Origin of the sequence: Cupriavidus sp. 30B13, from assembly GCF_049059565.2 — a bacterium.
Classification (GTDB): domain Bacteria; phylum Pseudomonadota; class Gammaproteobacteria; order Burkholderiales; family Burkholderiaceae; genus Cupriavidus.
The window spans coordinates 425,282-443,989 of the sequence record NZ_CP188223.1; the positions used below are offsets into that span (position 1 = coordinate 425,282).

Below are 18,708 nucleotides of genomic sequence, written 5' to 3' on the forward strand. Positions count from 1 at the left end.
TCACCATGAGCAATCCCGGACTCCTCAAGGCCCATATCGCCGAGGGCCCGCTGGCCAAGAATCGCATCGTCACCCACGGTGCGACCGACGGCAGCGTCAAGCAGGCCACCGCGGCCACCGATCCCCTGCTGGGCGCCACCGAGGGCTTCGCTTACGTCGCCGGCGACCGCCCGACCATCGTGCGCAGCGGTATCGCCGACATCGAGTACGGCGGCAACGTCACGCGCGGTCAGCCGCTCACTGCGGATGCGGTCGGCCGTGCCGTCGCGGCGGCGCCGGCCGCTGGCAGCAACGTTCGCATCATCGGCTTCGCCGACGTGTCGGGCGTCCAGGGCGACATCTGCCCGGTGTCCTTGGCGCTCGGCGTGATGCAGGGCTAGACGCCCGGTCCCGCCTTCCTTCTTCCCATTCTTCTAGGAGTCATCCATGACGACTGCTGTCGCTCCGTACCCGATCAATCAGCAGCTTATCGCGGCGATCGTGATTGCCTACGCCAACGGCGAGATGATCGCCGACCAGGTGATGCCGCGCGTGCCGGTTTCCCAGGCCGAGTTCAAGTATCTGGTGCAGACGGTCGCTGACCACTTCACCGTGCCCGACACCCGCGTGGGCCGCAAGGCGAAGCCCAACCAGGTCGAAAGCTCCGGCACCATGCAGACCGGCGCCGTGTTCGACTACGGCCTGGACGAGATCGTCCCGGTCGAGGACGTGAAGAACGCCCCGGAGGGTGTCGACCCGTTGGCGCTCGCCGCCGAATTCGTGATGAAGCTGGTCACGCTCGACCGAGAGGTGCGCGTGGCCAACACCGTCTTCGGTGCGGCGAATCACACCAACAAGCTCACCTTGGCGGGCGCGGCGCAGTGGTCCGACTACACCAGCTCGGACCCGATCACGGCCATCCTGACCGCGTTGGACGCGCCGATCATGCGACCGAATGTGGCGATCTTCGGTCGCACCGTGTGGACCAAGCTGATCCTCCACCCGAAGGTGATCGACTACGTGAACGGCAAGGGTGGTACGTCCGGCGGCGTGACGCGCCAGCAACTGGCCGGCGCAATTGAGGTCGATGAGATCCTGGTCGGCAGCGCTTTCGTCAACACGGCGCGCAAAGGCCAGGCGATGTCGCTGCAGCGTTGCTGGGGCAAGCATGCGGCATTCATCTACCGCGAGAAGCCGGCGGAGACCACGCGCTCCACCACCTGGGGCTTCACCGCGCAGCAGGGCGAACGCATCTCCGATGCCGATTTCGGCAAGCAGTATGGCGGCCTCGAAGGCAGCTACATGGTGCGCGCCGGCGAGCGCGTCAACGAGCTGGTGACTGCACCGGATCTGTCGTACTTCTTCCAGAACGCTATCGCCTGAGCGCGCTAGCGCCAGGTCTTGCCAGAGCGGCCCGCCATGTGCGGGCCGTTTCCTTTTCGAGAGGAACAGCATGAGAGTCAAAGCAATCTGGCCGGTGGACACCGGCAGGAAGGAGCCGCACGCCGCCGGCGCCGAGTTCGATGTCTCGCCGGAGCTTGCCTCCGAGCTCAAGGCGGCGGGCGCGGTGGAAATCGTGGAGCGCAAGCGCGGTGGCGAGCCGAAGAACCCGGCCGGCACGCAGCTGGAGTCGCCGCCGCCCCCCGATCCCGGCGCGCCTGGCGCGCCCGGTGGTAGCGGCGCCGGCGAAACGGATGCCGGCGCCGACCAGACCGGCGACCAGGGCGGCCAGGGCAGTAACCCCGGCTCGCAGGCCTGATGGACGCCGAGGATCTGGACGATTTTGTCGAGGATTTCGGCGAGCTCGTCAACGTGCCCAGCCGGGGCATTTCCCACATGGCGCTCATCAACCATCTGCCCGGCGACACGCTCAACGGTCTCTCGCGGGGCAATGGCGTGCAACTGCTGGGCCGTGCGGATCTGTTCGGTGTCCTGGCGGCCGGTGATGTGGTGACGGTGAGCGCCGGCCCCGCGGCCGGGGACTACAACCCGGTCGGCGAGCCCGCGAAGCGCAGTGACGGCGCGTTCGTGCTGATCGATCTCAACCCGGTATCGACATGACCACTACCAAGCGCGAGGAAATGGCCCAGCGCCTCTACGAGCGCTTGCAGGCCGTGCCCGATCTGCAAGCGCTGGGACTGGCGTTCTCCCGGTCCCTCTTTGCCGCATTGGACATGCGCGGAAAGAAGCGTGTTCTGGTGGTGCACCACGGCAAAGAGCAGCTCGGCGCCGAGTCGACTGCGGAGATCGACCGGCATGCCGTGCTGATCGTGACCATCGTGACGCGCGACCCGGACCCGGACAGCCTGTCCGAAGCTGCGTTCGCGCTGGTGCATCCCGCCGTCATGACGTTCACGGACCCCGCGCTGATCGACATCAGTGAGCTGGGCACGGACGCACCCAGCTACGACAACCTCGGCGGCATCGTCGGCGCGCGCGCAGTCCACTACGACTTCTTTTACCGCACGGGGCGTGACAGCCTCAGTGCATAGGAGATCCAGATGAAGCAAAACACGGAGGCCGGGCCGCCGGCGGACGCGGCTACCACCGCGGCCACGCCGGCACCGTCCGATTCGGCCAGCGTGCTGGCCACCGACCATTTCGCCGGCGTGGCGGGCTCGTTCGAGTTCGATCCGGTCAGCGGCACGCGCCGTCCGGTAGCCGGGCCGGCCATCAACCAACCCGAGGAGAATCAGCATGGCTAAGCTCAATCGAAAGACGGTGCTGCTGGTAAAGATCGAGACGACGCCGGGCACCGATGCCGTTCCAACCGGCGCCGCCAATGCCATCCTGGCGCGCTCGTGCACCGTGCAACCGCTGGTGGCGGAGAACGTGCCGCGCAACCTCATCCGCGCCTATTTCGGCAACAGCGAGCAGATCCCGGTGGGCATTCACAGCGAGCTCGACTGTGAGGTCGAACTGGCCGGCGCCGGCGCGGCCGGTACGGCACCGGCCTGGGGGCCGCTCATGCGTGCGTGCGGCATGTCCGAAACCGTCACAGCGGCCACGGATGTCAAATACGCGCCCGTGACTGGCACCAACGAGACGGTGAGCATCTACGCCTACATCGACGGCCTGCTGCACAAGCTGGTCGGCTGTAAGGGTACGGTGGCCTTCGACATCACCGCCAAGCAGATCCCGGTGATGCGTTACAAATTCATCGGCACGTTCGCGCCGGTGACGGATGCGGGTAATCCGGCGGGCGTGGACTACTCGAAATTCCAGCGGCCGGCCGCGGTCAACAAGACCAATACGGCAACCTGGTCCATCTCCGGCTATACGGGCCCGTTGCAGGCGCTGCAGATCGATCTGGCGAATACCCTGGTCTGGCGCTCGTTGGTCGCCTACGAGGGCGTCGAGCAGACCGATCGCCAGCCGACCGGCAGCATCAACATGGAGCTCACCACGGTGGCCAGCAAGGACTGGTGGTCGACCGTGCGCGACGTGGTGCTGGGCGCGCTGTCGATCACGCACGGTACGGTGGCCGGCAACATCGTCAAGATCGACGCTCCCAAGGTGCAGATGTCGAACCTGGCATACGCCGACCAGGACGGCGTTGCGATGATGACCTCCAACCTCACCATCAACCCGAACGTGGGCAACGACGAGCTGCTGATTACGGTCAAGTAGCCGGCTGCGGCCTTGCCGCTGCACAACCCGTGAGGCCCGCCGTCGAGCGGGCCTCCGTCATTTCCAGGAGAACCACCCCAATGGCATTCAAGCTCACCACCACACCGACCTTCGGCGCGCGCGTCACCGTCGAGACCCTCAACGAGAGGGGCGTCATCGAGAAATCGCAATTCCTGGCGATTTTCACCCGCTACACCGTGACCCAGCTCGAGGAGCTCAAAGCACGTTGGCTGTCCGAGGGCAAGGATGATCCCTGCTGGCTCGCGCGTCAGGTCCTGGTCGGCTGGAAAGAGCTGGTAGCCGACGACGGCACTGTGGCCGAGTTCAACGAAGAGAACAAGGCCGTGCTGCTGCAGATCCCGCCGGCCGTCGCCGCGTTGCAGGCGGCGTTCTGGGACAACGTCATCACCTCGCGCGCAAAAAACTAATCGAGGCCGCGCGGCATTGGGCCGGCGCGCGCGAAACCGACTTCGAGGCGGACGCCGATGTGGCCGACGCGCTGGAGGCGATGGGTGCGCCGGCGGAAGTGGTGGCAGCAGCGCGGGCCCGGGGCAGTGGCGAGGATTTTTTCTACCACGACGACACCCGGGAGGCGGTGCTGTTTTTCCTCGACCTGTGGAGCCAGTGGAACCACGTTGGCACGATGGCCGGTGTGGTGCGCACCGGCCTCAACTACCCGGCCGTGGAGAGTGCCATGCGCCTCAGCGGCATCGCTGGAAAGAGCCGCGCGGCCTTGTTCGCAGATCTCCAGTTGATGGAGAGTGCGGCGCTCAAAGTCTTCCTGGAGGAAGCCGAGAGACGCCGCCGATGACCACAACACCCGCTTCGGCGGGTGTTTTCATTTGAAGGGAGGGGCCTGTGTCCGATCTCGGGAACATGGTTGTCCGGTTGCGTGCTGACCTGGCCGAATACAAACAGGATATGGCCGGTGGCGCCGCCGTCGCGGTGCAAACCGGGGCCAAGATCGAGGGCGCCATGCAGGGCGCCGCGACACGAGCGGAGCAGAGCGCCGCGATCGTGGCGCGCAACTCGGAGCGCCTGGCCGGCTCGATGAACCGGGCCGTGGAATCCACCGGCGCGCTGAACCGCCAGTTTGATGGTCTTCTGCGCACGCTCGGCGGCATCGGGCTCGGTCTCACCATCAGCGAGATGGTCAGCCTGTCGGATGCCTCCACCAATCTGGCGGCGCGCATCGGCCTGGTGTCGTCCTCGGCCGCGGCGGCGACGCAAACGCAGGCTGCGCTGTACGACATCGCGCAGCGCACGCGCCAGCAGTGGGAAGGGGTGGCGCAGACCTACTCCTACCTCGCCAAGGCGGGCCAGGAGCTGGGCGTCAGCCAGGAAAAAATCTTGCGCGTGACCGAGAATACCTCCAAGGCCATTGCGCTCAGCGGCGGGGCTGCGGAAGCGACCCAGGCTGCCCTGGTCCAGTTTTCGCAGGGCCTTGCCAGCGGCACGCTCCGTGGCGAAGAACTCAATTCGGTGCTCGAGCAGGCGCCGCGCCTGGCGCAGGCATTGGCTGACGGCCTGGGCGTCTCCATCGGGGAGCTGCGCAAGCTGGGCGAAGAGGGCAAGCTGGTACCGGCGCAACTGCTGGATGCGCTCGACAAGGCCGGCAAGCAACTGAGCGCGGAGTTCGCCTCGATGCCGCTGACGGTCGAGCAGTCGTTCACCCAACTGCAGAACGCGCTCATGAAGCGCATCTCGGACATGAACGAGGCCTCAGGCGTGTTCCGCAAGCTGGCGGATGGCGTTTCCTTCCTGGCCATGAATCTGGACTACGTGACGGCGGCGCTCACCGGCCTTACCGCCGCCAAGGCGGCAGATTGGGCGCTGAACGCGGCGTCTTCGTTTGCACGCAAGGCCGATGCGGCCATGCTGTCGGCAGCAGCGACCCGGCAGGAGACCACCGCCACGCTGCTGGCGATCGAGGCCGAGGTTGCCCGCACCGCGGCGCGCACGGCGGACATGACGGCGACCTCGGCGGCTATCGGTGTGGCGCGTACTGAGCAGACGGCCCGGCTGGCCAGTGCCAATGCGTCACTGCAAGCCGCTGAGGCGACCCTTGCCGCGGCCACGGCCGCCGGCGCGCTGTCCGGTGCCCTGCGGCTAGTGCGCGAGGCCGACCTACAGGCGACGGCGGCAACGGCGGCGCGCTCGGCGGCGCTGGCGGAGCTGGCCGTCCTGGGTCAGCAGCAAGTGCGCGTGAACCTTGAGGTAGCCGCCGCCACCGAGGCCAATGCAGCGGCCCAGCGCTCGCTGGCAACAGCCCAGGCGGCGGGCGCTGGTGGTGCCGGCATCGCCGCTCGGGCCCTGGGCCTGCTGGGTGGCCCGCTCGGTGCGGTGGTGACTGTGCTGGGCCTCGGTGTCACGGCGTGGGAGATTTACTCGGCCAGGCAGCGCGATGCCGCGCGCGAAGCGGCGGATTCGTCGGGCAAGCAGGCGGCCGTCAGCGTTCAGACGACGCAGCAGATCATTGACGATCTGAACAAGCAGATTGCCAAGTACCGGGAGCGCAACGAAGTGCGCGACGGCACGCCGGCGGCCGATACGGCGAGGCTGGTTGACCAGAAGCAGCGCCTGGCGGACCTGCACACGCGGAACGCTGCCATCACGCCGGAGCAACGCGCTGCCAACCCCTATAACCCGGATCTGCTGGATGAAGCGCGGCTCGAGAACGCCATCGTCGAGGCGGAGACGGCCATGCGCGCGGAGCGCGTGCGAAAGCTCCAGGCGGAAAACGAAAAGTTCGATCAGCAACTCAAGGGCATCAACGAGAACTACGAGAAATACATCACCACGCAGAAGGGCTTGCTGGCCGAGGGTGCCATCAGCCTCTCTACCTACGTCGATCGTGTCAAGGTGGCCTATGACAAGTGGGCCGGCGGCTCCAAGGACGCGGAGACTGCCAATAAGGCCTTCCAGAACATGCTGGGCGGCCAGATGGCGTCGATCGAGCAGCAAAGCAAGCTGCGCGAAGACACGCTCAAGCGCGAGCTGGCCAACATCGACCGCCTGCGCAAGACCGGGCAGATCACGGAGAGCGAGGCGCTGCAGAGTAGCTACGATGCACGCGAGACGGCCCTGCAGGGCGAGATTGCGCAGGCCAAGCAGCTAGAGGACCTGGCCGCCGGCAAGAAAGAGCTGGCGGCACGCGAGAAGTACCACGGCGAGCGCGTGCGCCTCGAGGCGGAGCTCGCGGCGTTGGACCAGGAGCGCGTCAACGCCCTCAAGGACCAGACCGAGCAGCTCTACCGTGCCCAGGCGGACAGCGACCAGAAGACGCTGATGGGCATCGAGCAGCGCATCGTGGCCGTGAAGGACGAAACGCTGCTGTACGGGCGCTTGCCGTCGGTGATCGAGTCGGTGACGGTCGCTCGCCTGCAGGAGCGGCGTGAGGCCATTGCCATGCTCGACCCCATGAGCGACCAGCTCAAGGCGCTCGATGCGGAGATCGACGCGCGCAAGCGCCTGCAGCAGGCGCTGTCGGCCAAAGAGACCACCGAGGCCCGCTATGACCTGGCCAAGAAAACCGAGGAGGAATGGAAGCGGCTTTCCAACGAGCTGGGACAGGGCCTGACCGATTCCCTGTTCCGCGCCTTTGAATCGGGCAAGGATTTCGGCCGCACCTTCCTGGACGGCCTCAAGAACCTGGCCAAGACCACCCTGCTGCGCATTCCTATCCAGTACGTGCAGAACGGCATCCTGAGTGCCTTTGGCCTGGGTGGGGGCAGCGGTGGCGCCGGCGGGGCCATTCAAAGCGCGGCGGACCTCTACGGCATGGTCGACAAGATCAAGACGGGCTACGGCCTGGTGTCGGCCTGGCTGGGCGGTGGCGGTAGCGCGGCAACCGGCGCCACGTTCGGCGGCACCGGCTTCCTGGCTGGTGGCCTGTTCGGGGCCGGCACCGGCGCTTCGATCTATGGCGCTGGTGCCGCCGGCGTGGCCTATGGTGCGAATGCCGGCCTGTCGCTGTACGGAGCGGGTACCGCCCTGTCGCTGTCGGGCAGCACGGCCGGCCTCGGCGCAATGGCCGGCTCCGCTGGCGCCAGCGCCGGCGGCATCGGTGCCGGCATCAGCGGTGCGATGGCCGCGGTGCCGGTGGCCGGCTGGGTGGCGGCGGGGATGGCGGCGGCAGATGCCTTGTTCGCCAAAGGGTGGGACTACAAGAAAGTGGACATGAACACCCTCGGCAAGGTCTACGGGGCAGCCACGTTCGGCGCGGACAGCCTGCTGCGCAGTGTCGGCGTCAGCGATCGCTTGGCCAACGTGCTTTCCGGTGCCTCGACCATCACGGCGCTGTTCGGCCGCAAGAAGCCGGAAGTGCAGGCCGCCGGCATCGTGGGCGACTTCACCGCCGACGGGTTCAGCGGTCAGCAGTTCGTGGACTGGAAGGCCAAGGGTGGCTTGTTCCGCAGCGACAAGAAATGGACCGACTACTCGGCGCTGGACGACCAGCAATCTGCTGTGTTTGGTGGCGCCGCCAAGGGTTCGCTGGCGTTCTATGAGAACCTGGATAAGCTCGCGGGCGGTGCAGGCCTGCAAGACCGGCTCGGCTCGTTCCGCTACAGCGTGCGAGCGGATCTGCGCTCGCAGGACCAGGTGGACCAGTTGCTCAAGGACATGTCGAACTCGATGGGGAGCCAGCTGCTGCCGCAGCTCGAGGCGCTCCGTCAGGGCGAGGAATCGGTGTCCGACGCGGCGCAGCGCTTGACCGATGTCTACACTTCCACCAATACGGTGGCGTCCGTCCTTGGCAAGACCACCGAACAGGCCTTTGGTGGGGTGGGCCTGGCCACGGCCAAGCTGCGGCAGAACCTGGTCGACCTGGGCGGCGGGCTGGACACGTTCAACGCCAAGGTGGCCGACTACTACGCCGGCTATTTCTCCGACGAGGAGAAGATCACCAGGTTGCGCAGCCAGCTCTCCGACAGCTTCAAGGATCTTGGGCTCGCCATGCCGGAGACCCGCGCGGGCTTCCGGGCCTTGGTCGAATCGCTGGACCTGAGCACGGACAACGGCCAGCAGCTGTTCGTGGCGATGATGAACCTGGCGCCGTCCTTCGGCCAGGTGGCGGATGCCGCGGCGGCGGCGGAGGCCGCCACCAAGGCATTCGGCGACCAGGTGAAGCAGTTTCAGGACCAGTTGCTGCTGGGCAACCTCTCGACGCTCACGCCCGAGCAGCAGTATGCGGAGGCGAAGCGCCGCTATGACGAAACCTCGGCCAAGGCGATGGGTGGCGATGCTGATGCGCGGTCGCAATGGTCGCAGATCGCACAGGCCTTCCTGGAAGCCTCGCGGGCCTACTACGCCAGCGGCGGCCAGTACACCGACGACTTCAACAAGGTCCAGGGTTTCAGGCCGGACGGCTCGCACGCGAACGGCCTGGCCTACGTGCCTTTCGACGGGTACATGGCGGAGCTGCACAAGGGCGAGCGGGTGCTGACCCGGGAGGAAAACGCGCGGTTCAGCAAGCCGGCGGACTGGTCCGGTTTCGGTCGGGGCGGCGCGCCGGCGATGACGGCGGAAATCAAAGCGCTGCGTGCTGAGGTTCAGGCGCTGCGCGAAGACAACCGCCAGCTCGCCGCCGCGCGCATGCAGCAGGCCCAGGACAACCACCAGGAGGCCGTCACGGTGGCCGGCCGCCAAAGCCGGCGGCTGGACGATATTTCCAACAACATCAAGCCATGACCATTGCAATTGAGGTGACTGCCTGGCGGATCTCGGCCGCGGCGGTGGAGACCTTGCGCTTTGCAAGCGAGGGCTTCACCACGCGGCCGACTGATACGCCGGCCAATGCGTACTTCGACGGCCGCCTGCAGGAGCAGCCGCGGCTGGGCCGGTCGCTGTTCGACCGCGCCACCACCTACGGCGCGTCGCGCGCCTCGGTCGGGCAGATTCGCCTTCTGAATCCCGATGGCGCGCTCGATCTGCTGGCCACCGACTACGCCGTCGACGGCCGGCCCTTCGTCGTGAAGGTCGGGCAGCTCGGCACGCCGGTGGCCACCTGGTCGACGGTGATGTCCGGTCTGCTCGATGACGTCGCCGCGGAGGACGGCGTTGTCAATCTGAAGGTGCGCGACCGCCTGGCCTTCCTGGGCAAGCCGCTGGACCGGCCCAAATACGCGGGCAGCAACGTGCTGCCCGACGGTGTGGAGGGCACGAAAGACGACCTCAAGGACCAGTACAAGCCGCGCATCTACGGCGCGGTGCTGAACGTTCCCACGAAGGCGGTCAACACGTCCAAGCTCGTCTATCAAGTCTCCGACCAGGCCTGCGCCGTGAGCGCGGTCTATGACAACGGCGTGGGGCTGGCTCGCGGCGCCGACTACGCCGACCAGACGGCGCTGCTGGCTACCGCGCCGGCGGCCGGCACGTTTCGCTGCTGGCAGGGCCTGTTCCGGCTCGGCTCCGCGCCGGCGGGCCAGGTGACAGCGGATGCGGCCACGGTCGAGCAGCGCGCGGGTGCGCTGCTCCAGCAGGTCGCGCTCGACGCGGGCATCCCCGCCGCCGACATCGAGGGCGCAGACGTGGCGGCGCTGAACGCGGCCAACGCGGCGGCGGTCGGGGTGTGGGTGGACGGCGAGACGAATGGGCAGGCGGTGATGGATACGCTCGCCAATGCCATCGGCGCCTGGTACGGCTTCGACCGGCTCAACCGCCTGCGCATGGGGCGCCTCACGCAGCCGGCGGGCGTGCCGGTTGCACGCTGGCCAGCGGATGCCGTGACCAGCCTGGTGTTGCGCGAGGCGGGCGTGCCCAACTGGCGCACCGTGGTGCGGTACGCACGGAACTACACCGTCCAGGCCCAGCCCGCCGGCAGCGTGTCGCAGGCACGCAAGGCCTTCCTTGCCGAGGAATACCGGCAGGCGGCCGTCGAGGTGCCCGCAGTCAAAACGCCGTGGCCCTCCTCGGAGGAGCTGTCGTTCGATACGGCCTTGATCGCGGAGGCCGATGCGGTGGCGGAGGCCAACAGGCGCAGCGCGCTGTATAGCGTGCGGCGCATGCTGGTTGACGCCGACGTGCCGCTGTCGGAGCTGGCCGCCGTCGACCTGGGTGCGGTCGTGATGCTGGACGGCGCCAGATACGTGGCGCCCGGGCGGCTGCTGTGCGTGATCGCGCTGGATGCCGGTGTCGATAACGACACCGTGAAACTGACATTGTGGGGGTAGGGTGGCCAACGTTCTTCTTGCGCATCCCAACATCGCCGATACCGGCACGCTGAGCGGCGGGGCCTGGCAGGTCAGCCGTGACAACCTGAAAGACCGGCGCCTGTCGCGCGTGGCGCGCACGGCAACGGCCGCCAAGGCCGACACGCAATTCACGCTGGACCTCGGTCGCAGTCGACTGATGACGGTGATTGCCATCGTTCGGCACAACGTCTCGACCTCCGGTAAGTGGCGTGTGCGTCTGGCCACCGATCCGGGCTTTGCCGCGCCGGTCTACGACAACGCGGTGACGGTGCCGCTGGACGGGTCGCCTTCACTGCAGATGGATTTCCTCACACAGACGTTTATGGCGTGGGAGCCAGACTGGCAGCTGGCATGGCCGACGCTGTTCCCGACCAGCGTGCTCGAGTGGGAGGATGACAATTTCTGGACCGGCAGCATCACCGAGGAGGAGCGCAGGGAATATCCCTCGTTGCTGCTGGCCATTCTGCCGAAGCCGACCGCGGGCCGGTATGTCCGGGTGGAGATCGATGACGAAACGAACCCGGACGGCTATGTCGAGTTCGGCCGCATCTTCGTCGGCAGCGCCTGGCAGCCTATTTACAACGCCAACTATGGCGCGTCGATCGCCTGGGAGACCGACACCGGGATGCAGCGCGCGTTGTCCGGCACGCCGTACTTTGACCACAAGGCAGGCCGGCGCGTGACGCGCTTCGATCTTGGCTTCCTTACTCGGGATGAGGCCCTCGGGCGACTCTTCGAGATCCAGCGCAAGGCGGGCATCGATGGCGAGGTCCTCCTGGTGTGGGACAAGGACGACGCGATCAACCTGATGCGGCAGTCGTATCTCGGCCGCCATCGCCAGCTCGCGCCTATCGCGCGGGCGTTCGTCGGCAATTTCAGCAACGCATTTGAAATCGAGGAGCTCACCTGATGACCAGCGTAACTTTCACGCCGGACGTTGGCGGCGATAGCGTCACCATCGACGACAGCGATAACCCGTCAACCGGCCTGGCTAACGGCGGGCACCGTACGCGGTTCCTGATCGCGCTGCAGCAGTTCCTGAAGGTCACTGGCTGGGTCAAAACCACCGCGCAAACGGTGCTGGGTTATCGAGATGCCGCCGCGGTATCGGCTGCCAGCGCGCAGACCTTTGCCGCTGCAGCGCAGGCCGCGGTCGGCGCGCCGTCATATGCCGGAAAGCCCGGCTACGTTTTCACCGTGAACGCAGGCGCCTCCGGTGTTCAGTGGTCGCAGGACCTCGGCTTGCGTGACCTCGTGGTGAATCGGAATGCCACTTTTGCGGGCGGCCTGGAGGTTGTCGGCAGCTACCCGGGGCTGGCATTCAGGGAGACCGATCAATCTGGCGCTGCCGGGCTGTTCCGGCTCCTAGCCGACGCGGGTGCCTGGCGCCTTGATCGCAACACAGCGGCAGCCAAGGACTACTCCTCCCTGGTCACTGAATATCAGGTGAACGCTGCAGGCCGGCACTTGTTCGGTGGCGTGGCGGACGATGGGCTGTCGAAGTATCAGTTTGGGGGGAATGTCTGGGTCGCCGGCTCTCTCTTCGCCACCGTGAACGTGGGCTGGACTTCGGATGCGCGGCTCAAGGCCGACTTGGCGCCGATCGAGACGGCGCTGGAGAAGGTCACTCGCATGCGCGGTCTGACCTACGTGCGGAGCGACATCGAGAATAGCCGGCGCTATGTCGGCGTGCTGGCTCAGGAGCTGCAGGAGATCCTGCCCGAAGCAGTATATGAGGGTGCCAATGGTTATCTCGCGGTTGACTATGGCGCGCTGACGCCGGTGCTAATCGAGGCCGTCAAGGCGTTGCTGACGCGAGTGGAGCAGCTCGAGCGGGGGGGCGCATGACACTGCCGGCCTCCCCGCCCATTTCAATGGTTGATCTGGCCAACGAGACGCGGCACACCATCGGCGGCTTTGGGATTCCTCACGATGATGTCAAACGCTTGCTCGGGTTGCCCCGAAGCCATCCGGGGCCGATCTCGCTCATGGACTGCCTGGGCAAGACGCGGCCGTGGTGGGGGCTGGTGCCGGTCAAGAAAGTCACCCTTGGTAGCCCCGTGACGACCACGTGGTACACGTGGCTCCAGGCAGACGGCGGTCTTGCGGATGCAGTCGATCCCTACTTCGGTAACGTGCCGATCATTGCGATCCAGTCGACGATCTCGGCAGCCGAGTCGGGTTCCATACTGTCCTTCGATGGCGATCCTGGTTTTCGCAACAACATCAAGGCGCAACTGCTGAACAATGATTTCAGCGTAGTTCGGGAGGTTGTCTATACCTTCGATTCGGTGGGCGTCTATTGGCGCTCGGCGCAGCTACCCGGCGGCGATACCAGTACGTGCTTATTCCTCTCCGAGGGCAACCAATTCGTGAACCTCATCAAGCTGTAGCACCGCGCGCGACGCATATCCCATTTCTCTTGCCACCTTCGGGTGGCTTTTTCTTTTGGAGGGCCGTATGCCGGCAGAAGACAAGTTCAAGTTCCACCAGCAGCAGCTCAGCTCGCCATCGCGCGATTTCGTGGTGGCGAACAAGGACGACAACACGGACCTGCCGCAGGTGTCGCGCGCGATCTATGTGGGCACCGGCGGCGATGTCAACGCCGTGCGCGAGGACGGCACCGCGGTGCTGTTCAAGAACGTGCCGGCGGGTTCCATCCTGCCGATTCGATGCTTTCGCATCAAGGCGACCGGCACCACGGCCAGCGACCTGGTGGTGCTGTGATGCAGTTGGGCATCGGGCTTTCGATTTCCGGTGTCGGGGCGCGTCGCTATGACGCCGACGATCTGGTCAGCGGCACGCTCAGCCTGAATTTCGTCGCCACCAACGACGTAACGCTGGTAGTCGATTTCGTTGCGGGGACCTACCGTGCGTGGATCGATGACCCGTCCTGGCCATATGGCGTGACGGGTGTTTTCAAGGGGAAGGCATAGCCATGCTGGTAAGCAAGAATTTCGGTGACATAGTGACCTTCATGCGTGCGTCCGTGGGATGGAGCTACAGCCCGGCCGGCGTGCTGGTGCCGAGCGCAGCCAATGGCCCACGGCTCGATTACGATCCCATCGCGCAGCTCGCGCGTGGGCTGCTGGTGGAGGAGCAGCGGACGAACCTGGTTAGCTACTCCGAGAATTTCGCCAATGCGTATTGGTCGAAGGTCTCGATAGCCGTGGCCGCCTCGGCGTCCCCGGGGGCGGACGGGGCATTGTCGGCCTTCGACATCACGGAGGCCAATGGGGCTAGTGGTAGCAAGGAACTTACGGCACCTTCGGTTTCGTACACCGCTGGTCAGACCTACACGATCTCGGCGTTCTTTCGCACCAAGGCGGTCGGCGTGGTGCGTCGTTTGCGCATGGCAGTGTCGTCAGGATCGGTTATCGCTGGAAGCCTCGCGGTGGCGTTTGATCCATCGGATGGTGGCTCGGTGGCACAGGTGGTGAATGCAAGCAATGCGAGGCTCGACGTTCTGCCTAACGGCTTGCTGAGAGGGCAGTGGTCTTTCACTGCGGCAAATACTGTTTCCGCAAATTTGTATCTCACGCTGGCTGACAGCAGCAATCTGACAACCTACGTTGGCGACGGAGTTTCGGGTATCACGCTCTTTGGCGTCATGATTGAGCAAAGCGGCGGATTCGCCGGATCGTATGTCAAGACCGGCGGCGCCCAGGTAACGCGTGCACCGGACGCCGCCGTTATTGCTGACTTGAGCAAGATCGGTTTCAACGCCACAGAGGGCACGATCTACGCCGAGGTGGAGGCGCCCAATCCATCCATCGCCACGGCAAAAGGCATTGTCAGCATCGACGATGGCACCGAGAACAATCGCCTTACGCTGACGAAGGAGATCAACGGGAGGCTTGGTTTCGCGTCCGTCATCGGTGGCGCGGGCTCCGTCATCCTGGCATCGGCCGCCAACATGCCGGCGGGGCCGGTGAAAGTTGCGGCCGCATACAAGGCCGGCGACTTCGCCATGTGCATGGGCGGAGCGGCTCCTGTCATCTCGGCCGCCGGCGTGCTGCCGGCCGGCCTGAACGCCATGCGGCTCGGCGTGCGGTCGAACGGCGGGGCGATCAACGGCTGGCTGCGCAACGTCCGCTATATCCCCCGCCGCATTACGAATGCCGAGCTCCAAGCGCTGACCACCTGAGGCCACCATGTTCTATGACTACTACCTGCGCGGCGCTGACCGCGACACCACGCGCGCGGCATTGCTGGCCGCGGGCTTGACGGTTGACGTTGACATGGACGGCGAGACGCGGCGCGTTCCTGCCGCAGGCGCCAGCCTTTCGACCATCGGCACGATTTACACGGGTGGCGAGTGGGATGCCGACGGCAACCTGGTGACGGAGCCGGTGGCCGTGCCGGGCTGGCACGTCAACCTGCGGCTGTCGCGTCCCCTTGAGGCCTCCGAGGTTGCCGCGCTGGCCGGCATGGAGATCTCGCCGGCGCCGGCGACTCCCTACAGGGTGTGGGCCGAATGAAAATCTACCTTCACCCCCTCTGCCTGGTGTTCGTCACCAGCCGCCTTCTGCCGGCCCGCTTCGACGGCTATTCCTTTGGCCCCGTGGTCCTGGTGCGGCCGGACAGCAGCGCGGCGCTCCTCGTGCACGAGCAGACCCACGTGCGGCAGTTCTGGCGCTACCTGGGCCTCAACGGCCTGCTGTACGAGTTCAGCCCCAACTGGCGGCTTCGGCTCGAGCTCGAGGCCTACCGCGCGCAGTTGGCGGTGGCCGGCCCGGCCGCGGCGCAGGGCATGGCGTTGTCGCTGGCCAGTAACTACGGGCTGGACATCACGCAGGAGGAAGCCTATCGCCTGCTCACGACCTAGCGCGCCGATTGCTTCACCAGTCAGCCACCCCTCGGGGTGGTTTTTTTGTTCCCGCCGCGTGCGGGTTTTTTATGCCGGGGAGGCACATGGGGGAAGACGACCCGACGCAGTTGCAGGCCGTGCTGCGTGCCATAGCAGAGCTGACGGAGGAGGTGCGGCGCTTGCGGACGGGATTTCCAGAGGGCGATTCGGATGGGCACCGGCGCTACCACGAGGAAATCATGCAGGCGATGGCGGACCGCCGGAAGCTGCGCCAGGAGCTCATCACGCACCTGCTCAAGACGAGCTCATGGGCCGCCCTGGCGGGCGTCCTGTGGGCGCTGTGGGAACACTTCATATCCAAGATCAAGGGGTAACACATGAAAAACGTTTTGCGGCGCTTGGGTTGGCGCCTGTTCTGGTCGGCGCTGGCCACCGTGCTTGCCTTCGCCATGTTCCAGCCGCTGGCCTTGGCCACCGGCGTGCCGGAGGTGGCGGCCGTGCTGCCGGCGCTTGCGGTGGTCTACTGGGTGGAGATGTCCGTGCTGGTCATGCGCGTGGCGCTCCACCCGCGGTTGGACTTCCAGGACATCGCGCGCGATGCCGTGGCCAGCTCGACGGCGGGCGTTGGTGCAGCGATCGTGTTCGCAGTGCTCTCGATGGGCGTATTGGCGCGTATGGGGGTGATCCTATGGATCGTCTACGGCGCGCGCTGATCGAGGGCCTCGCCGCGTGCGAGGTCTTCCTGTTGCTGGCGCTCACGCTCCTGCTCCTGTGGCTGGCCGGGCCGGCCGCGGCGCAGCTACCTGGTGACGCGCCGCGCTACCTGCCCCAGCTGCAGCACGAGCTGGCCGCGGCCTGGCCGGATGTCGCGCCGCGCGCCTGGGTGCCGGCGCTGATCGAGCAGGAAAGCCTTTGGCGCGTCAATGCCACGCTGCGGACGGCGCGCGAGCACGGTTGCGGCTTCGGGCAATTCACGCGCGCCTACGATGCCGGCGGCCGCATCCGATTCGATGCGCTGGCCGAGATGCGGGCACTCGATCCCGGGCTCGCTGGTTGGTCGTGGGCTGACTGTGCGCGCCCGGAATATCAGTTGCGTGCGGTGGTGGTGAAGCTGCGCATGCACGATCGGCAGTGCCAGCCGCTCATGCACGAGAACCGCCAGGTGAAGGCCTGCGCGGCCGCTATGTACAACGGCGGCGCGGGATCGGTAGCCAAGCGCGTGCGTAGCTGCAGCCTGGTCGCTGGGTGCGACCCGGGTACCTGGTTTGGTCATCTCGATCACCAGTGCCCGCAGTCGCGCGAGCGAGCGGCCGGCTATGCCGAGTCGTTCTGCGAGATCAACAGCAAGTATCCCGCGCGCGTCGAGGCGCGCATGCCCAAGTACATGGAGACGATGCGATGAAGGCAATCAACTGGAGCGCCGCCGGCGTTGCGGCGCTGCTCGGCGGCGTGCTGGCGTTGGTGCTGGCCAACTGGCTTTACTTCACCCCGCGCGCGGAGGCCGCCGGCCAGGCGTTGAAGGCGGCAAACCAGCTTGCCGGCCGGGTGCAGGACGCGAACGAGCGCTGCGCTGCTGACGTGGGCACGGCCAACGCGGCCGTCGCGGCGCTGAAACAGGCGGCAGAGACGCGCGCCGCCAGCGCGGCCGCGGCGCTGGCCGAGGCGCAGGGGCGGGCCACCGAGGCGGAGAAGAAGGCCGACTACCTGGCGCGCCGGCCGCCGTCGAAACCTGCCGACCTATGCGGCTCGCTCGACGAGCTGCTGACCGAAGCGATCAAGGAACGGAGGACCGCGCAATGAAATTCCAGTTTTCGAAAAATCGAAATTTCGTGGTGCTCGCGGGGCTTGGCACGCTGCTGGCCGGCTGCGGCAGTGCGCCGCCGCAGGTAATCAACCAGACGAAGACCGTTGAGGTGCCGGTGGCCGTGCCGTGCAAGGTGAAGGCGGTGGAGAAGCCGGCTTGGGCGCTGGGCCAAGTTGATCCGCGGGCCGACGTGTACGTGAAGGGGCGGGCGGCGCTGGTGGAGGTGCGCCAGCGCGCAGCGTACGAGATCCTGCTCGAGGCGGCCGCCGCGGCGTGCCGGTAGCCAGCGGCCGGCATGCCGCGCAACTGGCCAGCCTTGACGCGCGGCGGTAACGGCGCCGGCTCGGCGGCCATTCCCTCGGATGGGGAGAGCCGTAGGAAGGTGCGTGGCTTTTCGGCGTGGTTTTGTTTGTAAGCAGTTGAATAAATTAAATAATTAACGCCCTGCAAAGCCGTACACGGCGGTTCGATTCCGTTCCCCCGCCTCCAGCACCTGGCTGGTCCCGGCAAGCCGCAGCGCAGCGCGGAGCGCGCCGCAAGGCACGCCGGCCGCGCCGCGCGCCATGTGTGGCCGTTGCGGCATCCCGCCCGCATTCCGCCCGCATCCCGTCGGCTTTGCGCCGCGGTCCCGGCGTCTCCCGTCTCTCTTTTGCCCTGCCTGGTCTGCCCTCGCGTCCCCCAAATGCGTGATGCGGTTCGCCGTCCGCGGCGCAAGCGCACAGAGGGTTTCCTGCCGTATTCCCGGCTGGAACAACGCGGCCGAATCATGTAGTGTGAAGTCAGCGCAGTCCATCCATGACAAGCTCCGTCGTCGTGCGTGACGGGGAGATAATTGCAATGACAAGAGATCTGCGTGTCCGCGCCGCACAACCGGCCGACTGGCCGGCAATCGCGGAAATACTTCAGTCCTGCGGCCTCGCCTGCGACGACCTCGATCCGTCGCTCGCGTCGTTCCACGTTGCCGTGCTCGACGGCATCCTGGTCGGCTGCACCGGTACCGAGGCGTACGGCGACACCGTGGTGGTGCGCTCGGTGGCGGTGCTGGCGCCGTACCGCGACCACGGCATCGCCACCCACATGGTGTCGGCCGCGCTGATGCGCGCGCGCGCCAACGGCTGCGCGCGCGCGGTGCTGCTCACCGCCAACTGTCCCAACTACTTCGCCCGCTACGGCTTTTCACTGATCTCGGCTGACCGCCTGCCGCCGGCGGTACGCGCCTCGCGCGAGTTCCAGCGGCAGGAAGGCGCGCTGCCGCTGTGCATGTGCTGCGAGCTGAAGTAAGCCGGCCAGCG

The 18,708-nt window shown here is 66.4% G+C and carries 25 protein-coding genes; all 25 read left to right on the plus strand.

Going from position 1 to position 18,708, the window contains the following annotated elements:
- Window positions 1–5: 5 nt before the first annotated feature.
- The 25 genes from ACKI2N_RS01955 (at window position 6) to ACKI2N_RS02075 (ending at window position 18,697) form a co-directional block, all read left to right on the plus strand.
- Window positions 6–380, plus strand: a complete 375-nt coding sequence (locus ACKI2N_RS01955; RefSeq protein WP_420994109.1) for a DUF2190 domain-containing protein — start codon at window positions 6–8, stop codon at window positions 378–380.
- Window positions 381–426: 46 nt separating this feature from the next.
- Window positions 427–1,362 carry a hypothetical protein gene (locus ACKI2N_RS01960; RefSeq protein WP_420994110.1) on the plus strand — a complete coding sequence of 312 codons (936 nt, stop codon included), beginning with the start codon at window positions 427–429 and terminating at the stop codon, window positions 1,360–1,362.
- Between the two features lie 70 nt (window positions 1,363–1,432).
- Window positions 1,433–1,738, plus strand: coding sequence for a hypothetical protein (locus ACKI2N_RS01965; protein WP_420994111.1), 306 nt, complete (start codon window positions 1,433–1,435; stop codon window positions 1,736–1,738).
- Window positions 1,738–2,040 carry a hypothetical protein gene (locus ACKI2N_RS01970; protein ID WP_420994112.1) on the plus strand — a complete coding sequence of 101 codons (303 nt, stop codon included), beginning with the start codon at window positions 1,738–1,740 and terminating at the stop codon, window positions 2,038–2,040. The genes ACKI2N_RS01965 and ACKI2N_RS01970 overlap by 1 nt, the downstream gene beginning before the upstream one ends.
- A complete protein-coding gene (locus tag ACKI2N_RS01975; protein ID WP_420994113.1) occupies window positions 2,037–2,471 on the plus strand; it encodes a hypothetical protein in 435 nt (144 codons plus the stop codon). Before ACKI2N_RS01970 ends, ACKI2N_RS01975 begins: the two co-directional genes overlap by 4 nt.
- 9 nt (window positions 2,472–2,480) lie before the next feature.
- Window positions 2,481–2,684 (plus strand): hypothetical protein, encoded by a 204-nt coding sequence (locus ACKI2N_RS01980; protein ID WP_059415604.1) that lies wholly within the window; start codon window positions 2,481–2,483, stop codon window positions 2,682–2,684.
- On the plus strand, window positions 2,677–3,609 hold the full coding sequence (locus ACKI2N_RS01985; RefSeq protein ID WP_420994114.1) for a phage tail tube protein: 933 nt from the start codon (window positions 2,677–2,679) through the stop codon (window positions 3,607–3,609). The genes ACKI2N_RS01980 and ACKI2N_RS01985 overlap by 8 nt, the downstream gene beginning before the upstream one ends.
- 80 nt (window positions 3,610–3,689) lie before the next feature.
- Window positions 3,690–4,037: a hypothetical protein gene (locus ACKI2N_RS01990; protein WP_059415609.1), complete on the plus strand. Its 348-nt coding sequence runs from the start codon at window positions 3,690–3,692 to the stop codon at window positions 4,035–4,037.
- A 59-nt stretch (window positions 4,038–4,096) separates the two neighbouring features.
- Complete coding sequence (locus ACKI2N_RS01995) at window positions 4,097–4,420, plus strand: DUF1799 domain-containing protein (RefSeq protein ID WP_420994115.1); 324 nt, start codon at window positions 4,097–4,099, stop codon at window positions 4,418–4,420.
- A gap of 47 nt (window positions 4,421–4,467) precedes the next feature.
- A complete protein-coding gene (locus tag ACKI2N_RS02000) occupies window positions 4,468–9,300 on the plus strand; it encodes a tape measure protein (RefSeq protein ID WP_420994116.1) in 4,833 nt (1,610 codons plus the stop codon).
- Complete coding sequence (locus ACKI2N_RS02005) at window positions 9,297–10,781, plus strand: hypothetical protein (protein ID WP_156174041.1); 1,485 nt, start codon at window positions 9,297–9,299, stop codon at window positions 10,779–10,781. The genes ACKI2N_RS02000 and ACKI2N_RS02005 overlap by 4 nt, the downstream gene beginning before the upstream one ends.
- Window position 10,782: 1 nt before the next feature.
- Window positions 10,783–11,712 (plus strand): hypothetical protein, encoded by a 930-nt coding sequence (locus ACKI2N_RS02010; RefSeq protein ID WP_420994117.1) that lies wholly within the window; start codon window positions 10,783–10,785, stop codon window positions 11,710–11,712.
- Window positions 11,712–12,650 carry a tail fiber domain-containing protein gene (locus ACKI2N_RS02015; RefSeq protein ID WP_420994118.1) on the plus strand — a complete coding sequence of 313 codons (939 nt, stop codon included), beginning with the start codon at window positions 11,712–11,714 and terminating at the stop codon, window positions 12,648–12,650. Before ACKI2N_RS02010 ends, ACKI2N_RS02015 begins: the two co-directional genes overlap by 1 nt.
- Entirely contained in the window at window positions 12,647–13,195 is a 549-nt protein-coding gene (locus tag ACKI2N_RS02020) for a hypothetical protein (protein WP_420994119.1), read from the plus strand. Before ACKI2N_RS02015 ends, ACKI2N_RS02020 begins: the two co-directional genes overlap by 4 nt.
- A gap of 67 nt (window positions 13,196–13,262) precedes the next feature.
- Window positions 13,263–13,529, plus strand: a complete 267-nt coding sequence (locus ACKI2N_RS02025; RefSeq protein ID WP_420994120.1) for a spike base protein, RCAP_Rcc01079 family — start codon at window positions 13,263–13,265, stop codon at window positions 13,527–13,529.
- Window positions 13,529–13,738 (plus strand): hypothetical protein, encoded by a 210-nt coding sequence (locus ACKI2N_RS02030; protein ID WP_420994121.1) that lies wholly within the window; start codon window positions 13,529–13,531, stop codon window positions 13,736–13,738. The genes ACKI2N_RS02025 and ACKI2N_RS02030 overlap by 1 nt, the downstream gene beginning before the upstream one ends.
- A 2-nt stretch (window positions 13,739–13,740) precedes the next feature.
- Complete coding sequence (locus ACKI2N_RS02035) at window positions 13,741–14,949, plus strand: phage head spike fiber domain-containing protein (protein WP_420994122.1); 1,209 nt, start codon at window positions 13,741–13,743, stop codon at window positions 14,947–14,949.
- 7 nt (window positions 14,950–14,956) lie between these two features.
- Window positions 14,957–15,283, plus strand: a complete 327-nt coding sequence (locus ACKI2N_RS02040) for a hypothetical protein (RefSeq protein WP_420994123.1) — start codon at window positions 14,957–14,959, stop codon at window positions 15,281–15,283.
- On the plus strand, window positions 15,280–15,630 hold the full coding sequence (locus ACKI2N_RS02045; RefSeq protein ID WP_420994124.1) for a hypothetical protein: 351 nt from the start codon (window positions 15,280–15,282) through the stop codon (window positions 15,628–15,630). Before ACKI2N_RS02040 ends, ACKI2N_RS02045 begins: the two co-directional genes overlap by 4 nt.
- An 86-nt stretch (window positions 15,631–15,716) precedes the next feature.
- Entirely contained in the window at window positions 15,717–15,986 is a 270-nt protein-coding gene (locus ACKI2N_RS02050) for a hypothetical protein (RefSeq protein ID WP_059415630.1), read from the plus strand.
- Between the two features lie 3 nt (window positions 15,987–15,989).
- The gene (locus tag ACKI2N_RS02055) at window positions 15,990–16,325 is read left to right on the plus strand and encodes an oligosaccharide flippase family protein (RefSeq protein ID WP_420994125.1); all 336 of its coding nucleotides are present in this window, start codon (window positions 15,990–15,992) and stop codon (window positions 16,323–16,325) included.
- Entirely contained in the window at window positions 16,301–17,014 is a 714-nt protein-coding gene (locus ACKI2N_RS02060) for a hypothetical protein (protein WP_420994126.1), read from the plus strand. Before ACKI2N_RS02055 ends, ACKI2N_RS02060 begins: the two co-directional genes overlap by 25 nt.
- The gene (locus tag ACKI2N_RS02065) at window positions 17,011–17,412 is read left to right on the plus strand and encodes a hypothetical protein (RefSeq protein ID WP_420994127.1); all 402 of its coding nucleotides are present in this window, start codon (window positions 17,011–17,013) and stop codon (window positions 17,410–17,412) included. Before ACKI2N_RS02060 ends, ACKI2N_RS02065 begins: the two co-directional genes overlap by 4 nt.
- Window positions 17,409–17,699, plus strand: a complete 291-nt coding sequence (locus ACKI2N_RS02070; protein WP_420994128.1) for a hypothetical protein — start codon at window positions 17,409–17,411, stop codon at window positions 17,697–17,699. The genes ACKI2N_RS02065 and ACKI2N_RS02070 overlap by 4 nt, the downstream gene beginning before the upstream one ends.
- 554 nt (window positions 17,700–18,253) lie before the next feature.
- Window positions 18,254–18,697, plus strand: a complete 444-nt coding sequence (locus ACKI2N_RS02075; RefSeq protein WP_420994129.1) for a GNAT family N-acetyltransferase — start codon at window positions 18,254–18,256, stop codon at window positions 18,695–18,697.
- Window positions 18,698–18,708 lie beyond the last annotated feature (11 nt).